The following is a 14,607-nucleotide window of genomic DNA, read 5'->3' as shown; positions in this document are numbered from 1 at the left end:
TTCTAGCCTTCTGCCTTCTGCTTTCCGCCTTCAGCCTCCGAGGTCACGCGCCGCAGCATCTCCGCGTACGCCTCCTCCACCCCGCCCAGGTCGCGGCGGAAGCGGTCCTTGTCGAGCTTCTCGCCCGTCGCCGCGTCCCAGAAGCGGCAGGTGTCGGGGCTGATCTCGTCGGCGAGGACAACTTGGCCGCCCGGCGTCTTGCCGAACTCCAGCTTGAAGTCGATCAGGCGGATGCCCCGAGCGGCGAAGTAGGGCGTCAGAAAATCCCGCACCCTCAGCGCGAGTTCGCGGATGCGCCCCAGGTCCTCCTCGCTCGCCCAGCCGAGGGCAACCGCCGTATCCCTGTTGATCAGGGGGTCGCCCAGCGCGTCGCTCTTGTAGCAGTACTCGACGACCGGGCGGGCGAGGGGTGTGCCCTCCTCCACGCCGAGCCGCTTGGAGAAACTCCCCGCCGCCACGTTCCGCACGATCACCTCGACGGGCACGATGGTCACGGCCCGGACGCGCTGCTCGGTGTCGGACAAGCGCTCGATGAAGTGGGTGGGGATGCCCGCCGCCTCCAACTGGGGGAAGAGGTGGGCGGTGATGGCGTTGTTGACGGCGCCCTTGCCGAGGATCTGGGCGCGCTTGACCCCGTTGAAGGCGGTCGCGTCGTCCTTGTACTCGACGACGTACTCGTGGGGGTTCTCGGTGGCGTAGACGCGCTTGGCCTTGCCCTCGTACAGTGGCTCGCGCTTCATCCGGGCTCCGGGAAGCGGTGCTGTGGGGGAGAAAGCAGGACGGGCGCCACCCCAACTCGTTCGGGGCGACGCTCGGGGGTCGCGGGGCTGGTCATGCGGGGTCTCCATCGCCGCCTCTCGGGCGGACTTACCGCGACCTCTGGGGCCAGCGGGGCGTCTCGCGGGACGCGGAAGGTGATGTCGCAACCGCTGCGGTTGCCGTACGTCACCCTAACATCACCCGGCGCGCGGCGGTGAGGGGCTGTTCAGGAGGGTAAGCGCGCCCGCACGAACCGCTCCCGCCCGGCCAGGTCAGGCAGCACCTCGGCCCGCCAGCCGTCCGCCCGAAGTTCCGAGGCGAAGGGGGCCGCGTTGCGCGGGTCGAGTTCGAGCAGCAGCACGCCGCCCGGGGCGAGGGCCGCTCTCGCCTGCGCCGCGAGGGGCCGCGCCACCTCCAACCCGTCCGCCCCCGCGTACAGGGCGAGGTCGGGGTCGTGCCGTACCTCGGGATCGGCCCCTGCCCGGTCGCCCTCGGGCAGGTAGGGCGGGTTGCTCACGATCAGGTTGAAGGGACCGGGCAGCCCCGCAAGCAGGCTTCCCTCCACGAGGGTCACGGCCAGCCCGTTCAGCGCCGCGTTCTCCCGGGCGAGGGTCAGCGCCCCGGGGCTGAGGTCGGTCGCCGTCACGGTGGCGTCCGGCCTGGCCGCCGCAACGCCCAGCGCCAGCCCCCCCGTGCCCGTCCCCACGTCGAGCACACGCGGGGCGGGGACGGGGCGCAACGCCTCCAGCGCGAGGTGCAGCAGCCATTCCGTCTCGGGGCGGGGGACGAGGGCCCGGGCGTCCGTCCTCAGCCTGACTCCGCCCCACTCCACCTCCCCCAGCAGGTGCTGGAGGGGAACGCGGGCCGCCCGCCGCTCGATCACCCCGGCCAGCCGCTCCCCCTCCGCCTCGGGCACCACCTCCCCGCCCCGCGTGAGAAGCGCCGATGCACCCAGCCCCAGGGTGTGCAGGACGAGCGCCCGCGCGTCGGCCTCGGGAGACGGCACACCCGCCTCACGCAGGAGACGGGTGGCGTGGAGAAGCCAGGCGCGGAGGGTAAGGGGAGGAGGTTGGGGCAAGGCAGCTCATCTCTTAACTCCTCTCCCCTGTGGGGGAGGTTGGATGGGGGGAACGATGCCGACGCCTGCTTCCACCCCTACCCGTGCCTCGGCTTGATCACCAGCCGCCGCGCCGCCCCCTCACCTATGGACTCGCTGGTCACGTCGGGGTGCTCCTTGAGGGCGATGTGAATGACCCGGCGCTCGGCGGGGGGCATGGGCTGGAGTTCGTGGGGCTCGCCGCTCTTGGCGACCTGCACGGCCAGCCGCTCGGCGAGCTTGGAAAGGGTGTCGGCCTGGCGCCGCCGAAAGCCGCCCACGTCCACCCGCACCCGCAGGTCGCCTCTCCCCGCCTGCTTGGCGAGGACCGTGTAGGCGATCACCTCGATGGCGCCCAGGGTCCGCCCGTCGCGCCCCGCCAACCGGGCGGCGTTCTCCCCGGTGATCTCGGCCTCCAGGGCGTCCTCGACCTCGCGCACGGTCACGGAGAGTTCGGGGTCAATACGGCTCGTCAGGCCTCTCAGGAAACGTTCCAGCACCGCGCGGGGGTCCTCGTGCGCGGCCTCCAGGGCGGGGGCGGCCTGGGGCGCGTCCGGCGCGGGCGGCGGCGGGGCGCTCTCATCCGCGTCGCTGATGCCCAGCCCCGCGAGGTAGTCGTCGAGGTTCGTGCGGTTGTCCATACTGAACAGTCTAACCCGCCCCTCTCACGCCCTTCCCACCGCTCAGCGTTAAGGGAAGGCAACCCTCGGGGCAGAGGCTTTTGCACGGGCCTCCGCCCTCCGCGTCCCCCCTTACTCCTGGGGCCGCTCCACCAGGTACGCCCGCTCGATCACGTCCGGCGTGCCGGGCATCCCCGGCTGGATGCGGGTGAGGCGGTCGAGCACGTCCAGCCCCTCCACCACCCGCCCGAAGACGGTGTGCCGCCCGTCGAGGTGCGGGGTGGCCGTGAAGGTGATGAAGAACTGCGAGCCGTTCGTGCCCGGCCCCCGGTTCGCCATGCTCAGGATGCCCTTGCCGCTGTGGCGGTGCTCACCGCCGAACTCGTCCTCGAACGAGTAGCCGGGGCCGCCCGATCCGGTGCCGGTGGGGTCGCCGCCCTGCGCCATGAAGCCGTCGATCACGCGGTGGAACTTGATCCCGTCGTAGTAGTGGTGGCGGATCAGGTACGCGAAGGAATTGACGGTCACGGGCGCCTCGTCCGCGAACAGTTCCACCACAATCCGGCCCTTGCTCGTCTCCAGCACGGCGCGGTAGTTCTTGCCGGGGTCGATGCCGTCGCCGAGTTCGGGGGCCTGCCGGAACTGGGTCTTGCGCTCGCCCGACAGTTCGGGCGTCTGCGAGAAGCCTTGGGGCTGGTAGGAGTCCTGGGAGGTCATGGGGGGCATTGTAACGGGTCGCCAGTCGCCAGCCTCCAGTCGTCAGGGAAGGCTCAAACCTCATTTCTGGCGACTGGTGACTGGCCCCTGGCGACTTACTCCACCACCCACTCTCCACCCCGCATCAGCGCCTCGCGTGTGCCGTCTCCCCGCACGCCGTCCACATCGGTGCCGGGGGTGCCGATCATCCAGTCCACGTGGATCAAGGAGTCGTTGCCGCCCGCCGCGATCAGGGCCTCGGAGTTCTCGCCGTCCTGCACGTTCGTGGGGTAGCAGCGGCCCAGGGCGATGTGCGAGGCCGCGTTCTCGTCGAAGAGGGTGTTCAGGAAGAGGGTCCCGGTTCGCGCCACCGGGGCCGAGGCGGGCACGAGGGCGATCTCGCCCAGCCGCGCGGCGCCCTCGTCCGTCTCCACGAGCTGGCGCAGGGTGTCTTCCCCCTTCTCGGCCATGACCTCCACCGTCCGGCCCCCCTCGAAGCGCATCCGGATGCCCTCGATCAGTTGGCCCCGGACGCTCAGGGGCTTGCTCGCCACCGCCACCCCGTCCACCCGCTCGCGGTGGGGCGCCGTGAACACCTCGTCGGTGGGGATGTTGGGCACCGCGCGGACGCCGTTTTTCGCGGTCTCCGCGCCGCCCTGCCAGATGTGGCCGTCGGCCAGGCCCACGGTGAGGTCGGTGCCGAGTTCGCTGCGGAGGTGGACCGCCGCGTAACGCCGCTCGTTCAGGAAGGCACACAGCCGTTCCAGGCGGTCCAGATGGGCGGCCCAGGCGGTCACCGGGTCGGGCTGGTCGGCGCGGCTCACGGCGAAGATGTCGTCCCACAGGCGGGCGACGGCCTCTTCCTCGGGAAGCCCCGGGTAGACCGCGCGGGCCCAGGCGGGGGTGCTCATCGCGGCGACGGTCCAGTTCACCTCCATGCCGCCCATCGCGCGGGTCACGTCGCGCATGGCCGCCGCCGTGGCCTTCGAGCGCCGGGCCACCCGCCCCTGGTCCACGCCCGCCAGGAGTGCCGGATCCTCCCCGGTGATGGAGATGAAGGCGTAGCCGTCGGCGACCTGGCGTTCACTCTGCTGCGCCGCCCACTCGGGCAGAAAGTCCACCGCCGCTTCGCTGGCGTCCTCGTAGAGCGCGAGGCTGAGGTGGGGGTCGCTGTACAGGACGCGCACGTCGAGCGCCCCCGCCCGGTACGCCGCGCGGGCGACCAGCCGGGCGAGGGGAGCGGCCTCCAGCGGGGCATTCACACGCACCCTGCCCCCCTCCGGCAGGTTCACCCCCGTTCGCACGAGCAGTTCGGCGTAGCGGGCGAGCTTGGCCTCGAAGTCAGGAGTCATGGGCGTCACTCTACGCGTCCCCCGGGGCAGGCGGCGGCACGGTCAGGATGTGATCGTCGGTCCTCTGCGGGGTGCGTCCCTCGCCCACCCGCCAGTAGATACTGTTCTCGCGGGCGAGCAGCCCCAGCCCGACGAGTTCGCGCCGCAGAGTGAAGAAGTCGGGGTGGTACTCGGCGAGCCGGTCGCTGACCTCGCGCTCGGTGTACGTGCGGCCCGGCTCGAAAAGGGAGGCGAGTTCTTGCAGGATCACGTCGCGCTTCTTACGCTGGGCGGGAATGCGCGTGAGGCGCCCACCTTGCATGAAGGCGCGCAGCACCCGCGCCCGGTAGGGGTCCTCGGCGGCGGGCGTGGTGCCCTCCCCCCGAATCAGCGCGGCGAGCGTCACGCCCAGCGCCGCGTGGTTCGCCACCACGAGCCGGTGGTGCCCGTCTGGCCGCACGGTGGTCAGCCCCGCCTCCGCGAGTTGCGCGAGGTGGTGGCTCACGGTGGCGGGCGCGAGGTTCATCAGCCGCGCGAGCGTCTCCCCGGACAGCGGCTCAGTCCACGCCAGCCGCAACAGCGCCAGCCGTGCGGGGTGCGAGAGCGCGCGAAAGACGGCGGCGCGGGCGGCCAGATCGGCGCTCATCCCGCCGCCTCCCGGGGCCAGGGCCGCTCGCCGTGCGCGTGGAGGTGCGCGGCGGCGTAGATTTCCAGGGTGGCGCGCAGGGTGTCCAGCCGGGCTTGCGCTCTGGCGGTCGCTGTCCGGTTCCCCTCCGCTCGTGCCAGCCGCACATCCCGCTCAGCATTCGTGGGAAGCTCCCTTAAGACATGGCGGTAGTGGGCGTTCATCCTGGCCTGCGGCGGTTCGACCTGAGGAGATGACATTTCTGCTCCTTTCGAATCGAGTTTAGTTCAATTCGAATATTGTCGAAATAGGGAGGATGACCTACCCGCGCCCGGACGCCTTAAGCTGGCCCCATGCGCCGACGCTGGCTCCTCCTCGCCGTTCTCGCCTGGGCGCTGTTCACGTTCGGGCCGCTGCTGGGGGTGCTGCTCTCGTCCTGGGTGGCGGGGGCGAACGGCTGTCGGCTCGACGAGGCGGGGACGTACCCCTGCGTGGTGGCCGGGGTGGACGTGGGGGGCCTGCTCTCCACCCTCTTCGTGCTGGGGTGGCTGATGCTGGTGACGATCCCGGTCGGGGTCCTGGTGGGGCTGGGCGGGCTGGTCGCCTGGGCCGTCCTGCTCGTCTCCCGCCGCGCCGGGCCGCGCGTCTGAGCTACCAGCCCTCGATCTGCCGCCCCGCCTCGAAGGCCGCCGCCCCCACCGCCACCGCGAGGTTGAGGCTGCGGCCTCCGCCGGGCTGCGGGAGCCTCAGGGCGGGCAGCCCCTCGCGTAGCCAGGCGGGCAGGCCGCGCGACTCCGGCCCGAAGCAGAGGAAGTCCCCGCGCCGGAACCCCGCCCGGGTGTAGAGGGCCGTGGCGTGCGTGGAGAAGGCCCACACCCGCGCCCCATCGGGCAGAGAGGCCTGAAAGGCCGACCAGTTCGCGTGCTCGTGCAGGGTCACCCCCTCCAGGTAGTCCATCACAGCCCGCCGGAACTCGCGGTCGTGGAGGTGGAAGCCGAAGGGCCGGATGAGGTGGAGGTCGGCGCCCAGGACGGCGCAGGTGCGCGCCACGTTCCCCACGTTGCCCGCCTTCTCGGGCTCGTAGAGCACCACGCGCAGCAGGGGAGAGGCCGCCTGGGTCACCCCCCCACCCACGCGAGCAGCACCGTCACGCGCACCTGAACGTGGTCGGGGGCCAGCCCCTCCGAGGTCTTGAAGCTCAAGCCCACCTCGGTCTCAGCCAGACCCAGCAGGGCGGCCACGCTCCCGGCGATCTCGGCCCGCAGCGGCCCCAGCTTCGGGCGGTCGAGCGTGACGACGAGGGCGACGTTCGCGGGCGCGTACCCCCCCTCCCGCACGAGGTCCAGGCAACGGGTGAGGATCACGCGCGAGTCCAGCCCGGCGTTCTCGGCGGCGGTGTCCGGGTAATGCTGCCCGATGTCCCCCAGGCTCAGCCCCGAGAGCAGCGCGTCGGCGACCGCGTGGAGCACGGCGTCCCCGTCGCTGTGGGCGACCGCGCCCCGCTCGGCGTGGGGGAGGGGCACGCCCCCCAGGATGAGCGGGCGCCCGGCAGCGAGGCGGTGGGCGTCCTCTCCGAAGCCGATGCGGTAGGGGAGGGGGGAGGGGGTCATGCGGGTAGCTTAGGCCAGGATGTCCAGTCCCTACCTGCTGCTTAACGTCACCGCTCCTCTTGCCGTGGAGCTTTTTGTCGTGGCCTTGCTGTTGGGTGTGACCTCCTGGCGCGATCCTCCGCTGTTTGCTGCCAGTGTTCCCTGCGGCGTTCTGGCCGTGCTTCTGCGCGGGATCCCCGTCCTGCTCGGTTTGACCATCCCCTAGGTTGGGGAATCGTGTCGGAGATCTCCCCCCGCCGCTCCCCTAGTGGCGTCTCGAAGCGCCGCCGCGAAGGCCCCAGCATCCTCCGGGTACACCCCCACCGTGAGATTCACACCCGAGGCCGTGTACGCCTCCTCGCCGCGCTCCACGTCGAAGGTCCCGAGGAGGTGGTAGAGGGCGCTCAGATGCTCGAAGGGCACGCTTGCGGTGAGGGTGACGCGGGGCCGCACCGTCTCGCGCGGCGCCGTCCGCAGGCACTCCGCCGCCGTGCCCCCGTAGGTGCGCACCAGCCCGCCCGTGCCCAGCTTCACCCCGCCGAAGTACCGCACGACGACGACCATGACGTGATCGACCCCTTGCCCCTCGATGGCTCGCAGGATGGGCGCCCCCGCCGTGCCCCCCGGCTCCCCGTCGTCCGAGAAGCGGTACTGGGAACCGATGCGGTAGGCCCAAGGGTGGTGGCTGGCGTCGGGGTAGCGGGCGCGCAGGGCGGCGAGTTGCGCCAGCGCGGCCTCGGGTGTGTCGGCCCGCTTGGCGAAGGCCAGGAACTCGCTGCCCAGGGCCACGGCGTCAAAGCGGTGCGGCGCCGCCAGCGTGGTGAAGGGCGGGGGCAGGTCGGGCACGGTCACAGCAGCCCGCGCCCCGTCAAGTGCCGCCGCGCGTGCCAGAGGGTGAGGCTGCTCGGCCCGTCCTGAATCTCGCCCGCCTCCAGCATCCGGTACGCCTCTCCCAGCGGCATCACGACCCGCTCGATGACCTCGGACTCCTCGTGCGCCGTCTCTCCCAGCGTCACGCCCAGCGCGAGCAGCGGATAGAACACCACCCCGCTGATGCTGGGCTGGGGGTAGAAGCCGGGTAGGCCCACCCACTCGGCGGCCCGGCCCCCCACCTCCTCGGCGAGTTCGCGAACCGCCGCCCCCAGCAACTCCTCGCCGCGCTCGACCCCGCCCGCCACGACCTCCCACACCGTCGCCCGCAGGGGATAACGGTACTGCCGGATCAGGACCGCCTCGCCCGCCGCCGTGACGGGAAGCACGAAGACGGCGCGCGGTCCCCGGGGACGGTACTGGTAGGTGACCTCCACCCCCGAGGCGGTCCGCGCCCGGTCCTCCAGCACCCGGCGAAAGCCGTCCACCAGCGTGCGCGACTCCAGGGTCTCCCACGGTTGGACCTCGTCCGGCACCAGCCCCGGCCAGTTGGGGTGTTCGTCCCGCGTGTCCGCCATACCCGCAGGCTACCGCAGGGTGCCCGGCCCTGCCCTGGACGTCCTCAGCTCCCCATCCGCTGCAACTCGACCACGTAGCGGGCGACCTCCTGCGGGGAAGCCACGCGGCGGGCGATCTCCACCCGTTCCTCCAGCACCTCGGGGTCGTAGGGGTCCACCCGCAGGAGCTGGTTGGCGAGGAGCAGCGCCCGGCGCAGGTCTCCCCGCTCGCGCGCCGCCCGCATCTGCCCGCGCAGGGCGAGCGTGACCGCCGTCTGCAACTCCTCCCGCAACCCGTCGGCCCACTCGCTGTCGGTGACGGACGGCATAAAGGGCCCCCGGTACAGCGCCAGGATGCGCGCGGCGTCGCCCTCGTCCAGCGCCCGGCGCAACTCCTCCACATCGAGGGTCAGGCTGAGCCCCGGCCCCAGCGAGTAACGCGGCTGGTTGTGCGGCCCGCTGTGGACCACGACCTCGCGCCCCAGCCCCTCGCGCAACTCGCGGATCACGCTGCGGATGTAGTTCGACCCCGTGACCGGCTCCTTGTCGGGGTAGAGGTCGAGCTGAATCTCCTGCCGGGTGCGCCCCGGGTTCTGGCTGAGGTACACGAGCAGCAGGGCGCTCCCGTGCAGCGTGAGGGGCACCGGTTGGCCGTCGCGCGTGATCTGCACGCGTCCCAGCGTCTGCACCTGCACGTGGGTCAGCCGCTCGTCGTCGAAAGACGTTCCCCCCGCCACCGCCGTCAGCCGCTCCAGCACCGCCTCCATGAAGGGTGCGACCTCCGGCTCCAGCAGGGCGCTGTGCGTCAGCTCGGCCAGTTCCTCGATGTCGGGCTTGTACCGCGCCTGATCACGGTCTTGCAGCAGCCGCTCCAGAGCCTCGCGCAGGCTCCCCACCGCCTCCTCTGCCCGGCCCGCCCGCCGCAGCGCGTCCGCCTGATGCAGCAGCGTGCGCGTCAGGAGGTGGGCGTCCTGCATAGCCCGCACGCTCGGCAACGCCGCCTCGAAGTCGTTCAGCGCCAGTTCGACCTGTCCCCGCCGCCTGAGTACCACGGCGCGCGTCACCAGCAGGGGAGGAGGCAGGTCCTGACCGGGGCCGACGCCCTTGTGCAGCGCCTCCATCGCCTTCGCGTGCTGCCCCTGCTCGCTGTAGAACTCGGCGAGGCGGGAGGCGGTCCAGATATGTGCTTCGTGGTCTCCGCTGCGCTCGACAAGTTCTAATAGTTGTAAAAGGGTCGTATGTAGCTTGCCCTGATTTGCTTGTAAGCGGTAAAGGTCTACCTCCACCGAGAGAATCATGATGAGCCATTGGTCCGATGCAAACTCTGGCCTGAGAAGAATAGATCGAGCCTCTCTCAAGTACTTTTCCGCCTCATCTAGCTTTTTAAACTCCAGATATAATGTAGCCGCACTGTGCAAAGCCGTTACTCTTGGATAAGGCACGGGGTCAACTTGTAGTACCTTTAAAGCTTCTTTATAAAGTTGGAGGGCTCGACGGTCGTTCCCAATTACAGAATACATCTGCCCCAGTGTTTGGGTAACACGTCCAGTTAATTCCTCATCGCCGAGAGCCATATAGCCATGCCACGCTCTCTCACAACGCATCAATCCAGGTTCGACCTGCCCCATCTGGAACTCTGTTGTACCCCACCACCTCTGATTACGTAGGGCCAGTTCGCCGGACAGCATTGGCTCAATTTGAGAAAATTGGTGAATGGCATCCTCAAATCTGCCGGTGGCCCGTAACAGGTTCCCTAACTCAATCATCGCCTCTAGATCACCCAAAATGCTGGCTCTGGTTAAGGGCGTCTCAGCTAGCTCTAGTTCACGTAATCTAAGATGGGACAAGCCAATTACACGCCATACTTCGGGCGTTACCTTATCAAGTAAGGGCGCGAGTGTGATGACAGATCGGTAATTGCCTGACTCGAATGCAGATTTAATTGCATCCAGCGAGTCCATCTGTCTCCTCATGCCCACCTCAGTACGCTTTACCCATGACCTTCCAAGCTACCACTGCGATCCTTACAGAGCTGTCACAAAACGAGTACAACGTCCTGGAGGCAGGAATTCGTGACTACGGCATCATGAGGGCCGGAATTCGCGACTACGGTATTATGAAGGCAGGAATTCGTGACTACGGCATCATGAGGGCAGGAATTCGTGACTACGGCATTATGAGGGCCGGAATCCGTGATTATGGCATCATGACCCCCCTCCTCACCCTCGGGAAGGCGGCCTAACATGCTGATTTGCAAGGTGACTCCCGCTCCCAAGCCGCAGCCGGTGAAGACGGAGCGACCCGCCGCAGAAAAGCCGCGTGACCTCACGCTCCCCGTGATGCGTGGAACGACAATCGACTTTGGGGTCATCTGAGATGAATATTAACGCAAAGTGGGGCCGTCCGTGAAGGCGGCCCCGCTTCCTTTTCACCTCCTGCCGTGAAGAAATTCACTTCCGAACCATAGACATCCATACAACCGACCTTATCTCCGTAAAGAAAAGCGTCGATGAACACAATTTATAAGACATAAAAAGGCCCGCGCGAAGCGGGACTTACTGTGGTGGGTCGTGTAGGAATCGAACCTACAACCCGCTGATTAAGAGTCAGCTGCTCTGCCAATTGAGCTAACGACCCGGTTAGCGAAGGGGAGTATACGGACGACTGGGGGACCTGTCAAGGGGCGTTCCGGCCGTCCGTGAGAAGGGGCCGAAGAGTTCCTGCCAGGTAGAGGCTCCCCGTGACGAGCAGGGTGCCGCCCGGGGGGGTGAGGTCAAGGGCGCGTGACAGGGCGGCGTGGGGCTCGGGGTAGGCCTCCCCGCCGTACCGCCCGGCGAGGACGTGGGGGGAAGTCGCCGGATCACTGGGCGCGGTGAAGACCCGGACGGGCGCGACGGCGAGGAGGGGCGCGAGCGTGGCGGCGGTGTCCTTGCGGGCGAGGTTGCCGAAAAGCAGCACGTCGGCGTGCGGAACGCTGGCGGCGAGGGCGCCTGTGGCGTGCGGGTTGTGGGCACCGTCGATCAGAACCGTCTTCCCGCCGACCTCGAACCGCTCCAGGCGGGCGGGGTGCGTGGCGTCCAGCGCGGCGTCCGTTCCCGACTCGTGGCCCAACTGCCGCAACGTCGCCAGGGCGAGGGCGGCGTTTGCCCGCTGGTGGACTCCCGCGAGCCGGGGCGGGCGGGGGAGGGCGAAGAGGGCCGGGTGCGTCTCCGGGGTGAAGAGGGGGGCGCCGACCTGTGCCGCGATCTCGCGCACGACCTCCAGCGCCTCCCCGGTCGCGGTGGTGAGCAGGGGCACGCCGGGCCGCGCGGCGAGAGCCTTGTCGCGGGCGATGTCACGCAGGGTGGGGCCGAGGGTCGCCACGTGGTCGAGGTCCACGTTTGTCAGGGCGACGGCGCACACCCGGGAGAGGGCCTGCGTGGCGTCGTTGATCCCCCCCACCCCGGCCTCCATCACAGCGATTCCCACTCCCTGCCGGGCGAACTCCAGGCAGGCGAGCGCCAGGGTGAGGTCGAAGAAAGCGGCGTCCGGCTCGTGCTCCCTCGCCCAGGTGATGAAGGAGGCGGTGCGCGCGGGGTCGAGGTCGCGGCCCCCCACGCGCACCCGTTCCTCGTAGCGGGTGAGGTGCGGGCTGGTGAAGCGGCCCACCCGGACCCTGGCAGCGAGGAGCCCGGCTTCCAGCATCGCGCAGGTGCTGCCCTTGCCGTTCGTGCCGACGACCCTGACGGCCGTGAAAGCACGGTCGGGAGCGCCCAGGCGGTCAAGCAGGGCCCGCGCCGCCCCCGGTCCCCGCGCCCGGCCTGCGCGGGTGCGCGAGAAGAGCCAGTCGTAGTCGGGCCCGCCCGTCATTGACCGAGGGTAGCGCGGGCACTACAGGCTTTTCTCTCCACTGGGTTCAGGATGTAAGCATCGCTCTGTTGCCCCTCTTCCCCGGTGGGACTTGCAAAGCTGCGAAGCAACGGGTGAGGGGGCGTGTGACCGGCCCAGCCGCTCCCCCCAGGGCCAGGGAACGCCTGGCACTCCGGGGCCTGCGGGCGCCGTCCATTCCGGTCTCCTGTGGCCCGGCCCCCTGTAGGATGCGGGCCGTGACACAGACGGGTGGGTCGCCCCGGGTGGGCGTGGTCATGGGCAGCCGAAGCGATTTCGAGACAATGGCGGGGGCGCTGGGCGTGCTGCGCGACCTGGGAATCGGGTACGAGACGCGCGTGCTCTCGGCCCACCGGACGCCCGCCCTCCTTGCCAGTTACGCGGCCCGCGCCGAGCGGCTGAACCTCGCGGCGGTCATCGCGGGGGCGGGGGGCGCCGCCCACCTGCCGGGGATGCTCGCCGCCTTCACCCGGGTGCCCGTCCTCGGCGTGCCCGTTCAGAGCCGCGCCCTGAGCGGCCAGGACAGCCTGCTGAGCATCGTGCAGATGCCCGCCGGGGTCCCGGTCGCCACCTTCGCCATCGGAACGGCCGGGGCGAAGAACGCGGCCCTCTTCGCCGCCGCCCTCCTCGCCACGACCGACGAGGGGGTCCGGGAGCGTCTGGTCGCCTTCCGCGAGCGGCAGACTCGGGCCGTCCTCGACGATCCCTTCTTCGAGGGCCACCCAGAGGCGGGGGCGGAATGACCTCCCACCTCCCCACCCTCGGCATCCTGGGCGGCGGCCAGCTCGCCCAGATGCTCGCCCTCGCCGCCCTGCCCCTGGGGGTGCGGACGGTGGTGCTGGAGCCCGACCCGCAGGCGCCCGCCCGCCTGTGCGCCGAGCATCTGCGCGCCCCCTCCACCGACCCCGCCGCCCTCGACCGCCTCGCTGCCTGCGACGCCGTGACCCTGGAGTTCGAGAACGTGCCCGTGGAGGCGCTCGCCCGGCTGGAGGGGCGGGTCCCCGTGCGGCCCGGTGGCGCCATCCTCGCCCGCAGCAGGCACCGGGCGCGCGAGAAGGAGGCCCTGAGCGCGGCGGGGGCAGGGGTGGCGCCCTTCGTGCCCGTCGAGACGGGGGCCGACCTGCCCGGCGCCCTGGAGAGGGTGGGGGGGCGGGGCCTCCTCAAGACCTCCGAACTCGGCTACGACGGCAAGGGGCAGGCGCGGGTGAACTCGGAGGCGGAGGTGTGCGCGGCGTGGGATGCCCTGGGGCGGGTGCCCTGCGTGCTGGAGGGCCTGGTCCCCTTCGAGCGCGAGGTGAGCCTGGGGGTGGCGCGCACCCCGGCGGGAGAGGTCGCCTTCGGGCCGCTGGTGGAGAACACGCACCGGCAGGGCATCCTGCGCACGAGCGTCTTCCCGGCGCGGGTGCCCCCGGGCACGGAGGCGCGCGCCCGCGACCTCGCCCGGCGGGTGGCCGAGGGCTGGGGGCTGGAGGGGCTGCTGACCCTCGAATTCTTCCAGGTGCCGGGCGGTGATCTCCTCGTGAACGAGGTCGCCCCGCGCGTTCACAACAGCGGGCACCTCACCCAGGACGGCGGGGGGGTCAGCCAGTTCGAGGCGCAGGTGCGCGCGGTGCTGGGCTGGCCGCTGACGGACTGGGCCCCCCTGCACCCCTGCGCGATGGTGAACGTCGTGGGCACCCCGGACGGGCGGGAGCCCGACTGGGCGGGGATCGACGCCCTGAGCGGCACCCGGCGTCACCTCTACCACAAAGCGTCCCGGGTAGGCCGCAAGCTCGGGCACGTCAACCTCGTCGCGCCCGATGTGGAGACGCTGCGTGCCCGCCTGGAGGAGTTGGAGCGGCTGGTCCCCTGAGTTCGCTACAGTCCCCCGCATGACCGTGCCCCACGTCCCCGCCGAGGTCCGCACGCCCCGCCTCCTCCTGCGCGCCCCCCGCCCCGGGGACGCCCCGGCCCTCCACGCCGCCGTCCAGACTTCGCTGCCCGAGTTGCGGCGCTGGATGGTGTGGGCGCAGGAGCCGCTGGACCTGCCCGGCACGGTCGAGAACCTGCGGGAGGCGGCGTCCCGCTTCGAGGCGCGCGAGAATCTGCGGTATCACGTCTGGAACACGGACGGCACGGAACTCGTGGGCAGCAGCGGCTACCACGCGCTCGACTGGCGGGTCCCCAGGGGCGAGATCGGGTACTGGATCGCCACCGCGCACGCCGGGCGGGGCTACGCGACCGAGGTGGCGCGGGCCCTCACGGACCTCGGCCTGCGCTCCCCGGAGGAGGGCGGCCTGGGCTTCCGCCGCATCGAGATTCGCTGCGACGCCCGCAACGAACGTAGCGCCCGCATCCCCCACACCCTGGGTTACCGGCTGGACGCCACCCTCGTGAACGACGCGGTGGCGGCGGATGACCCGGGGCAATTACGCGATACGTTGGTGTTCAGCGTGACGAGGTAGGGGGAGGACGGAACGTTCTTTTACTCCTCCCCCCTTGTGGGGGAGGTTGGGAGGGGGGGAACGCAGGGGCAGCCCGAGGAGGGACGGCAACAAATTTCCACTGGCTTTGGAAGGCTGCGTCTCCTCACCCCCTCAAGACGCCAGATGTGAATT

General features: G+C 70.2%; 19 protein-coding genes and 1 tRNA gene. 6 read left to right on the top strand and 14 right to left on the bottom strand.

Annotation, left to right across the window (positions count from 1 at the left end; translation table 11 throughout):
* Positions 1–2: 2 nt before the first annotated feature.
* From purC to DAETH_RS15690, 7 genes are all read right to left on the bottom strand, one after another.
* A complete protein-coding gene (purC, locus tag DAETH_RS15720; protein WP_264775816.1) occupies positions 3–740 on the bottom strand; it encodes a phosphoribosylaminoimidazolesuccinocarboxamide synthase in 738 nt (245 codons plus the stop codon).
* 245 nt (positions 741–985) lie between these two features.
* Positions 986–1,837, bottom strand: coding sequence for a peptide chain release factor N(5)-glutamine methyltransferase (gene prmC / locus DAETH_RS15715; RefSeq protein WP_264775815.1), 852 nt, complete (start codon positions 1,835–1,837; stop codon positions 986–988).
* Between the two features lie 77 nt (positions 1,838–1,914).
* Entirely contained in the window at positions 1,915–2,496 is a 582-nt protein-coding gene (locus tag DAETH_RS15710; protein ID WP_264775814.1) for a Jag family protein, read from the bottom strand.
* Positions 2,497–2,607: 111 nt separating this feature from the next.
* On the bottom strand, positions 2,608–3,192 hold the full coding sequence (locus DAETH_RS15705; RefSeq protein WP_264775813.1) for a peptidylprolyl isomerase: 585 nt from the start codon (positions 3,190–3,192) through the stop codon (positions 2,608–2,610).
* A gap of 95 nt (positions 3,193–3,287) precedes the next feature.
* Positions 3,288–4,523 (bottom strand): aminopeptidase, encoded by a 1,236-nt coding sequence (locus DAETH_RS15700; protein ID WP_264775812.1) that lies wholly within the window; start codon positions 4,521–4,523, stop codon positions 3,288–3,290.
* A gap of 10 nt (positions 4,524–4,533) precedes the next feature.
* Positions 4,534–5,148, bottom strand: a complete 615-nt coding sequence (locus DAETH_RS15695; protein WP_264775811.1) for a DUF2087 domain-containing protein — start codon at positions 5,146–5,148, stop codon at positions 4,534–4,536.
* Entirely contained in the window at positions 5,145–5,387 is a 243-nt protein-coding gene (locus DAETH_RS15690; protein WP_264775810.1) for a hypothetical protein, read from the bottom strand. Before DAETH_RS15690 ends, DAETH_RS15695 begins: the two co-directional genes overlap by 4 nt.
* Positions 5,388–5,480: 93 nt before the next feature.
* On the opposite strand from DAETH_RS15690, the gene DAETH_RS15685 reads away from it, so the two are divergent.
* Complete coding sequence (locus DAETH_RS15685; protein WP_264775809.1) at positions 5,481–5,777, top strand: hypothetical protein; 297 nt, start codon at positions 5,481–5,483, stop codon at positions 5,775–5,777.
* A 1-nt stretch (position 5,778) separates the two neighbouring features.
* Here DAETH_RS15685 and DAETH_RS15680 read toward each other — a convergent pair whose 3' ends face one another.
* Together DAETH_RS15680 and ispF are read right to left on the bottom strand one after the other, a co-directional pair.
* Positions 5,779–6,249 (bottom strand): tRNA (cytidine(34)-2'-O)-methyltransferase, encoded by a 471-nt coding sequence (locus DAETH_RS15680; RefSeq protein WP_264775808.1) that lies wholly within the window; start codon positions 6,247–6,249, stop codon positions 5,779–5,781.
* A complete protein-coding gene (ispF, locus tag DAETH_RS15675) occupies positions 6,246–6,737 on the bottom strand; it encodes a 2-C-methyl-D-erythritol 2,4-cyclodiphosphate synthase (RefSeq protein WP_264775807.1) in 492 nt (163 codons plus the stop codon). Before ispF ends, DAETH_RS15680 begins: the two co-directional genes overlap by 4 nt.
* A gap of 19 nt (positions 6,738–6,756) precedes the next feature.
* Here ispF and DAETH_RS15670 point away from each other — a divergent pair, with 19 nt between their 5' ends.
* Entirely contained in the window at positions 6,757–6,942 is a 186-nt protein-coding gene (locus DAETH_RS15670) for a hypothetical protein (protein WP_264775806.1), read from the top strand.
* On the opposite strand, the gene DAETH_RS15665 is transcribed toward DAETH_RS15670, so the two are convergent.
* Genes DAETH_RS15665 through DAETH_RS15655 form a run of 3 tightly spaced genes read right to left on the bottom strand, consistent with a single transcriptional unit; the run spans position 6,939 to position 9,429 of the window.
* Positions 6,939–7,562, bottom strand: a complete 624-nt coding sequence (locus DAETH_RS15665; protein WP_264777450.1) for an IMPACT family protein — start codon at positions 7,560–7,562, stop codon at positions 6,939–6,941. The two genes, DAETH_RS15670 and DAETH_RS15665, sit on opposite strands and share 4 nt — an antisense overlap.
* 2 nt (positions 7,563–7,564) lie before the next feature.
* Positions 7,565–8,164, bottom strand: a complete 600-nt coding sequence (locus DAETH_RS15660; protein WP_264775805.1) for an NUDIX domain-containing protein — start codon at positions 8,162–8,164, stop codon at positions 7,565–7,567.
* A 44-nt stretch (positions 8,165–8,208) separates the two neighbouring features.
* Positions 8,209–9,429, bottom strand: coding sequence for a tetratricopeptide repeat protein (locus DAETH_RS15655; protein ID WP_264775804.1), 1,221 nt, complete (start codon positions 9,427–9,429; stop codon positions 8,209–8,211).
* A 710-nt stretch (positions 9,430–10,139) separates the two neighbouring features.
* Between DAETH_RS15655 and DAETH_RS15650 the strand changes: the two genes are divergently transcribed.
* Complete coding sequence (locus DAETH_RS15650; RefSeq protein WP_264775803.1) at positions 10,140–10,385, top strand: hypothetical protein; 246 nt, start codon at positions 10,140–10,142, stop codon at positions 10,383–10,385.
* Between the two features lie 319 nt (positions 10,386–10,704).
* Here DAETH_RS15650 and DAETH_RS15645 read toward each other — a convergent pair.
* Together DAETH_RS15645 and DAETH_RS15640 are read right to left on the bottom strand one after the other, a co-directional pair.
* Positions 10,705–10,780 (bottom strand) — tRNA-Lys (locus tag DAETH_RS15645).
* Positions 10,781–10,819: 39 nt separating this feature from the next.
* The gene (locus tag DAETH_RS15640) at positions 10,820–11,992 is read right to left on the bottom strand and encodes a glutamate ligase domain-containing protein (RefSeq protein ID WP_264775802.1); all 1,173 of its coding nucleotides are present in this window, start codon (positions 11,990–11,992) and stop codon (positions 10,820–10,822) included.
* A 227-nt stretch (positions 11,993–12,219) separates the two neighbouring features.
* On the opposite strand from DAETH_RS15640, the gene purE reads away from it, so the two are divergent.
* The 3 genes from purE to DAETH_RS15625 are packed head-to-tail and all read left to right on the top strand — an operon-like array spanning position 12,220 to position 14,454.
* The gene (gene purE / locus DAETH_RS15635; protein WP_264775801.1) at positions 12,220–12,753 is read left to right on the top strand and encodes a 5-(carboxyamino)imidazole ribonucleotide mutase; all 534 of its coding nucleotides are present in this window, start codon (positions 12,220–12,222) and stop codon (positions 12,751–12,753) included.
* On the top strand, positions 12,750–13,862 hold the full coding sequence (gene purK / locus DAETH_RS15630; RefSeq protein WP_264775800.1) for a 5-(carboxyamino)imidazole ribonucleotide synthase: 1,113 nt from the start codon (positions 12,750–12,752) through the stop codon (positions 13,860–13,862). The genes purE and purK overlap by 4 nt, the downstream gene beginning before the upstream one ends.
* A 19-nt stretch (positions 13,863–13,881) precedes the next feature.
* Positions 13,882–14,454, top strand: coding sequence for a GNAT family N-acetyltransferase (locus DAETH_RS15625; protein ID WP_264775799.1), 573 nt, complete (start codon positions 13,882–13,884; stop codon positions 14,452–14,454).
* Positions 14,455–14,607: the final 153 nt, after the last annotated feature.

Origin of the sequence: Deinococcus aetherius, assembly GCF_025997855.1 — a bacterium.
In the GTDB taxonomy this organism is placed as follows: Bacteria; Deinococcota; Deinococci; order Deinococcales; family Deinococcaceae; genus Deinococcus; species Deinococcus aetherius.
Note: the sequence above shows the minus strand (reverse complement) of the source record. Positions and strands in the feature narration are given on the sequence as shown.

What these genes read in the sequence shown, in the direction of transcription:
- DAETH_RS15700 (WP_264775812.1), bottom strand. Translation starts at nt 4,523, where the DNA reads ATGACTCCTGACTTCGAGGCCAAGCTCGCCCGCTACGCCGAACTGCTC.
- DAETH_RS15705 (WP_264775813.1), bottom strand. Translation starts at nt 3,192, where the DNA reads ATGACCTCCCAGGACTCCTACCAGCCCCAAGGCTTCTCGCAGACGCCC.
- purE (WP_264775801.1), top strand. Translation starts at nt 12,220, where the DNA reads ATGCGGGCCGTGACACAGACGGGTGGGTCGCCCCGGGTGGGCGTGGTC.
- DAETH_RS15650 (WP_264775803.1), top strand. Translation starts at nt 10,140, where the DNA reads ATGACCTTCCAAGCTACCACTGCGATCCTTACAGAGCTGTCACAAAAC.
- DAETH_RS15625 (WP_264775799.1), top strand. Translation starts at nt 13,882, where the DNA reads ATGACCGTGCCCCACGTCCCCGCCGAGGTCCGCACGCCCCGCCTCCTC.
- purK (WP_264775800.1), top strand. Translation starts at nt 12,750, where the DNA reads ATGACCTCCCACCTCCCCACCCTCGGCATCCTGGGCGGCGGCCAGCTC.
- DAETH_RS15710 (WP_264775814.1), bottom strand. Translation starts at nt 2,496, where the DNA reads ATGGACAACCGCACGAACCTCGACGACTACCTCGCGGGGCTGGGCATC.
- DAETH_RS15695 (WP_264775811.1), bottom strand. Translation starts at nt 5,148, where the DNA reads ATGAGCGCCGATCTGGCCGCCCGCGCCGCCGTCTTTCGCGCGCTCTCG.
- purC (WP_264775816.1), bottom strand. Translation starts at nt 740, where the DNA reads ATGAAGCGCGAGCCACTGTACGAGGGCAAGGCCAAGCGCGTCTACGCC.
- DAETH_RS15685 (WP_264775809.1), top strand. Translation starts at nt 5,481, where the DNA reads ATGCGCCGACGCTGGCTCCTCCTCGCCGTTCTCGCCTGGGCGCTGTTC.
- DAETH_RS15640 (WP_264775802.1), bottom strand. Translation starts at nt 11,992, where the DNA reads ATGACGGGCGGGCCCGACTACGACTGGCTCTTCTCGCGCACCCGCGCA.
- DAETH_RS15660 (WP_264775805.1), bottom strand. Translation starts at nt 8,164, where the DNA reads ATGGCGGACACGCGGGACGAACACCCCAACTGGCCGGGGCTGGTGCCG.
- DAETH_RS15670 (WP_264775806.1), top strand. Translation starts at nt 6,757, where the DNA reads ATGTCCAGTCCCTACCTGCTGCTTAACGTCACCGCTCCTCTTGCCGTG.
- DAETH_RS15690 (WP_264775810.1), bottom strand. Translation starts at nt 5,387, where the DNA reads ATGTCATCTCCTCAGGTCGAACCGCCGCAGGCCAGGATGAACGCCCAC.
- ispF (WP_264775807.1), bottom strand. Translation starts at nt 6,737, where the DNA reads ATGACCCCCTCCCCCCTCCCCTACCGCATCGGCTTCGGAGAGGACGCC.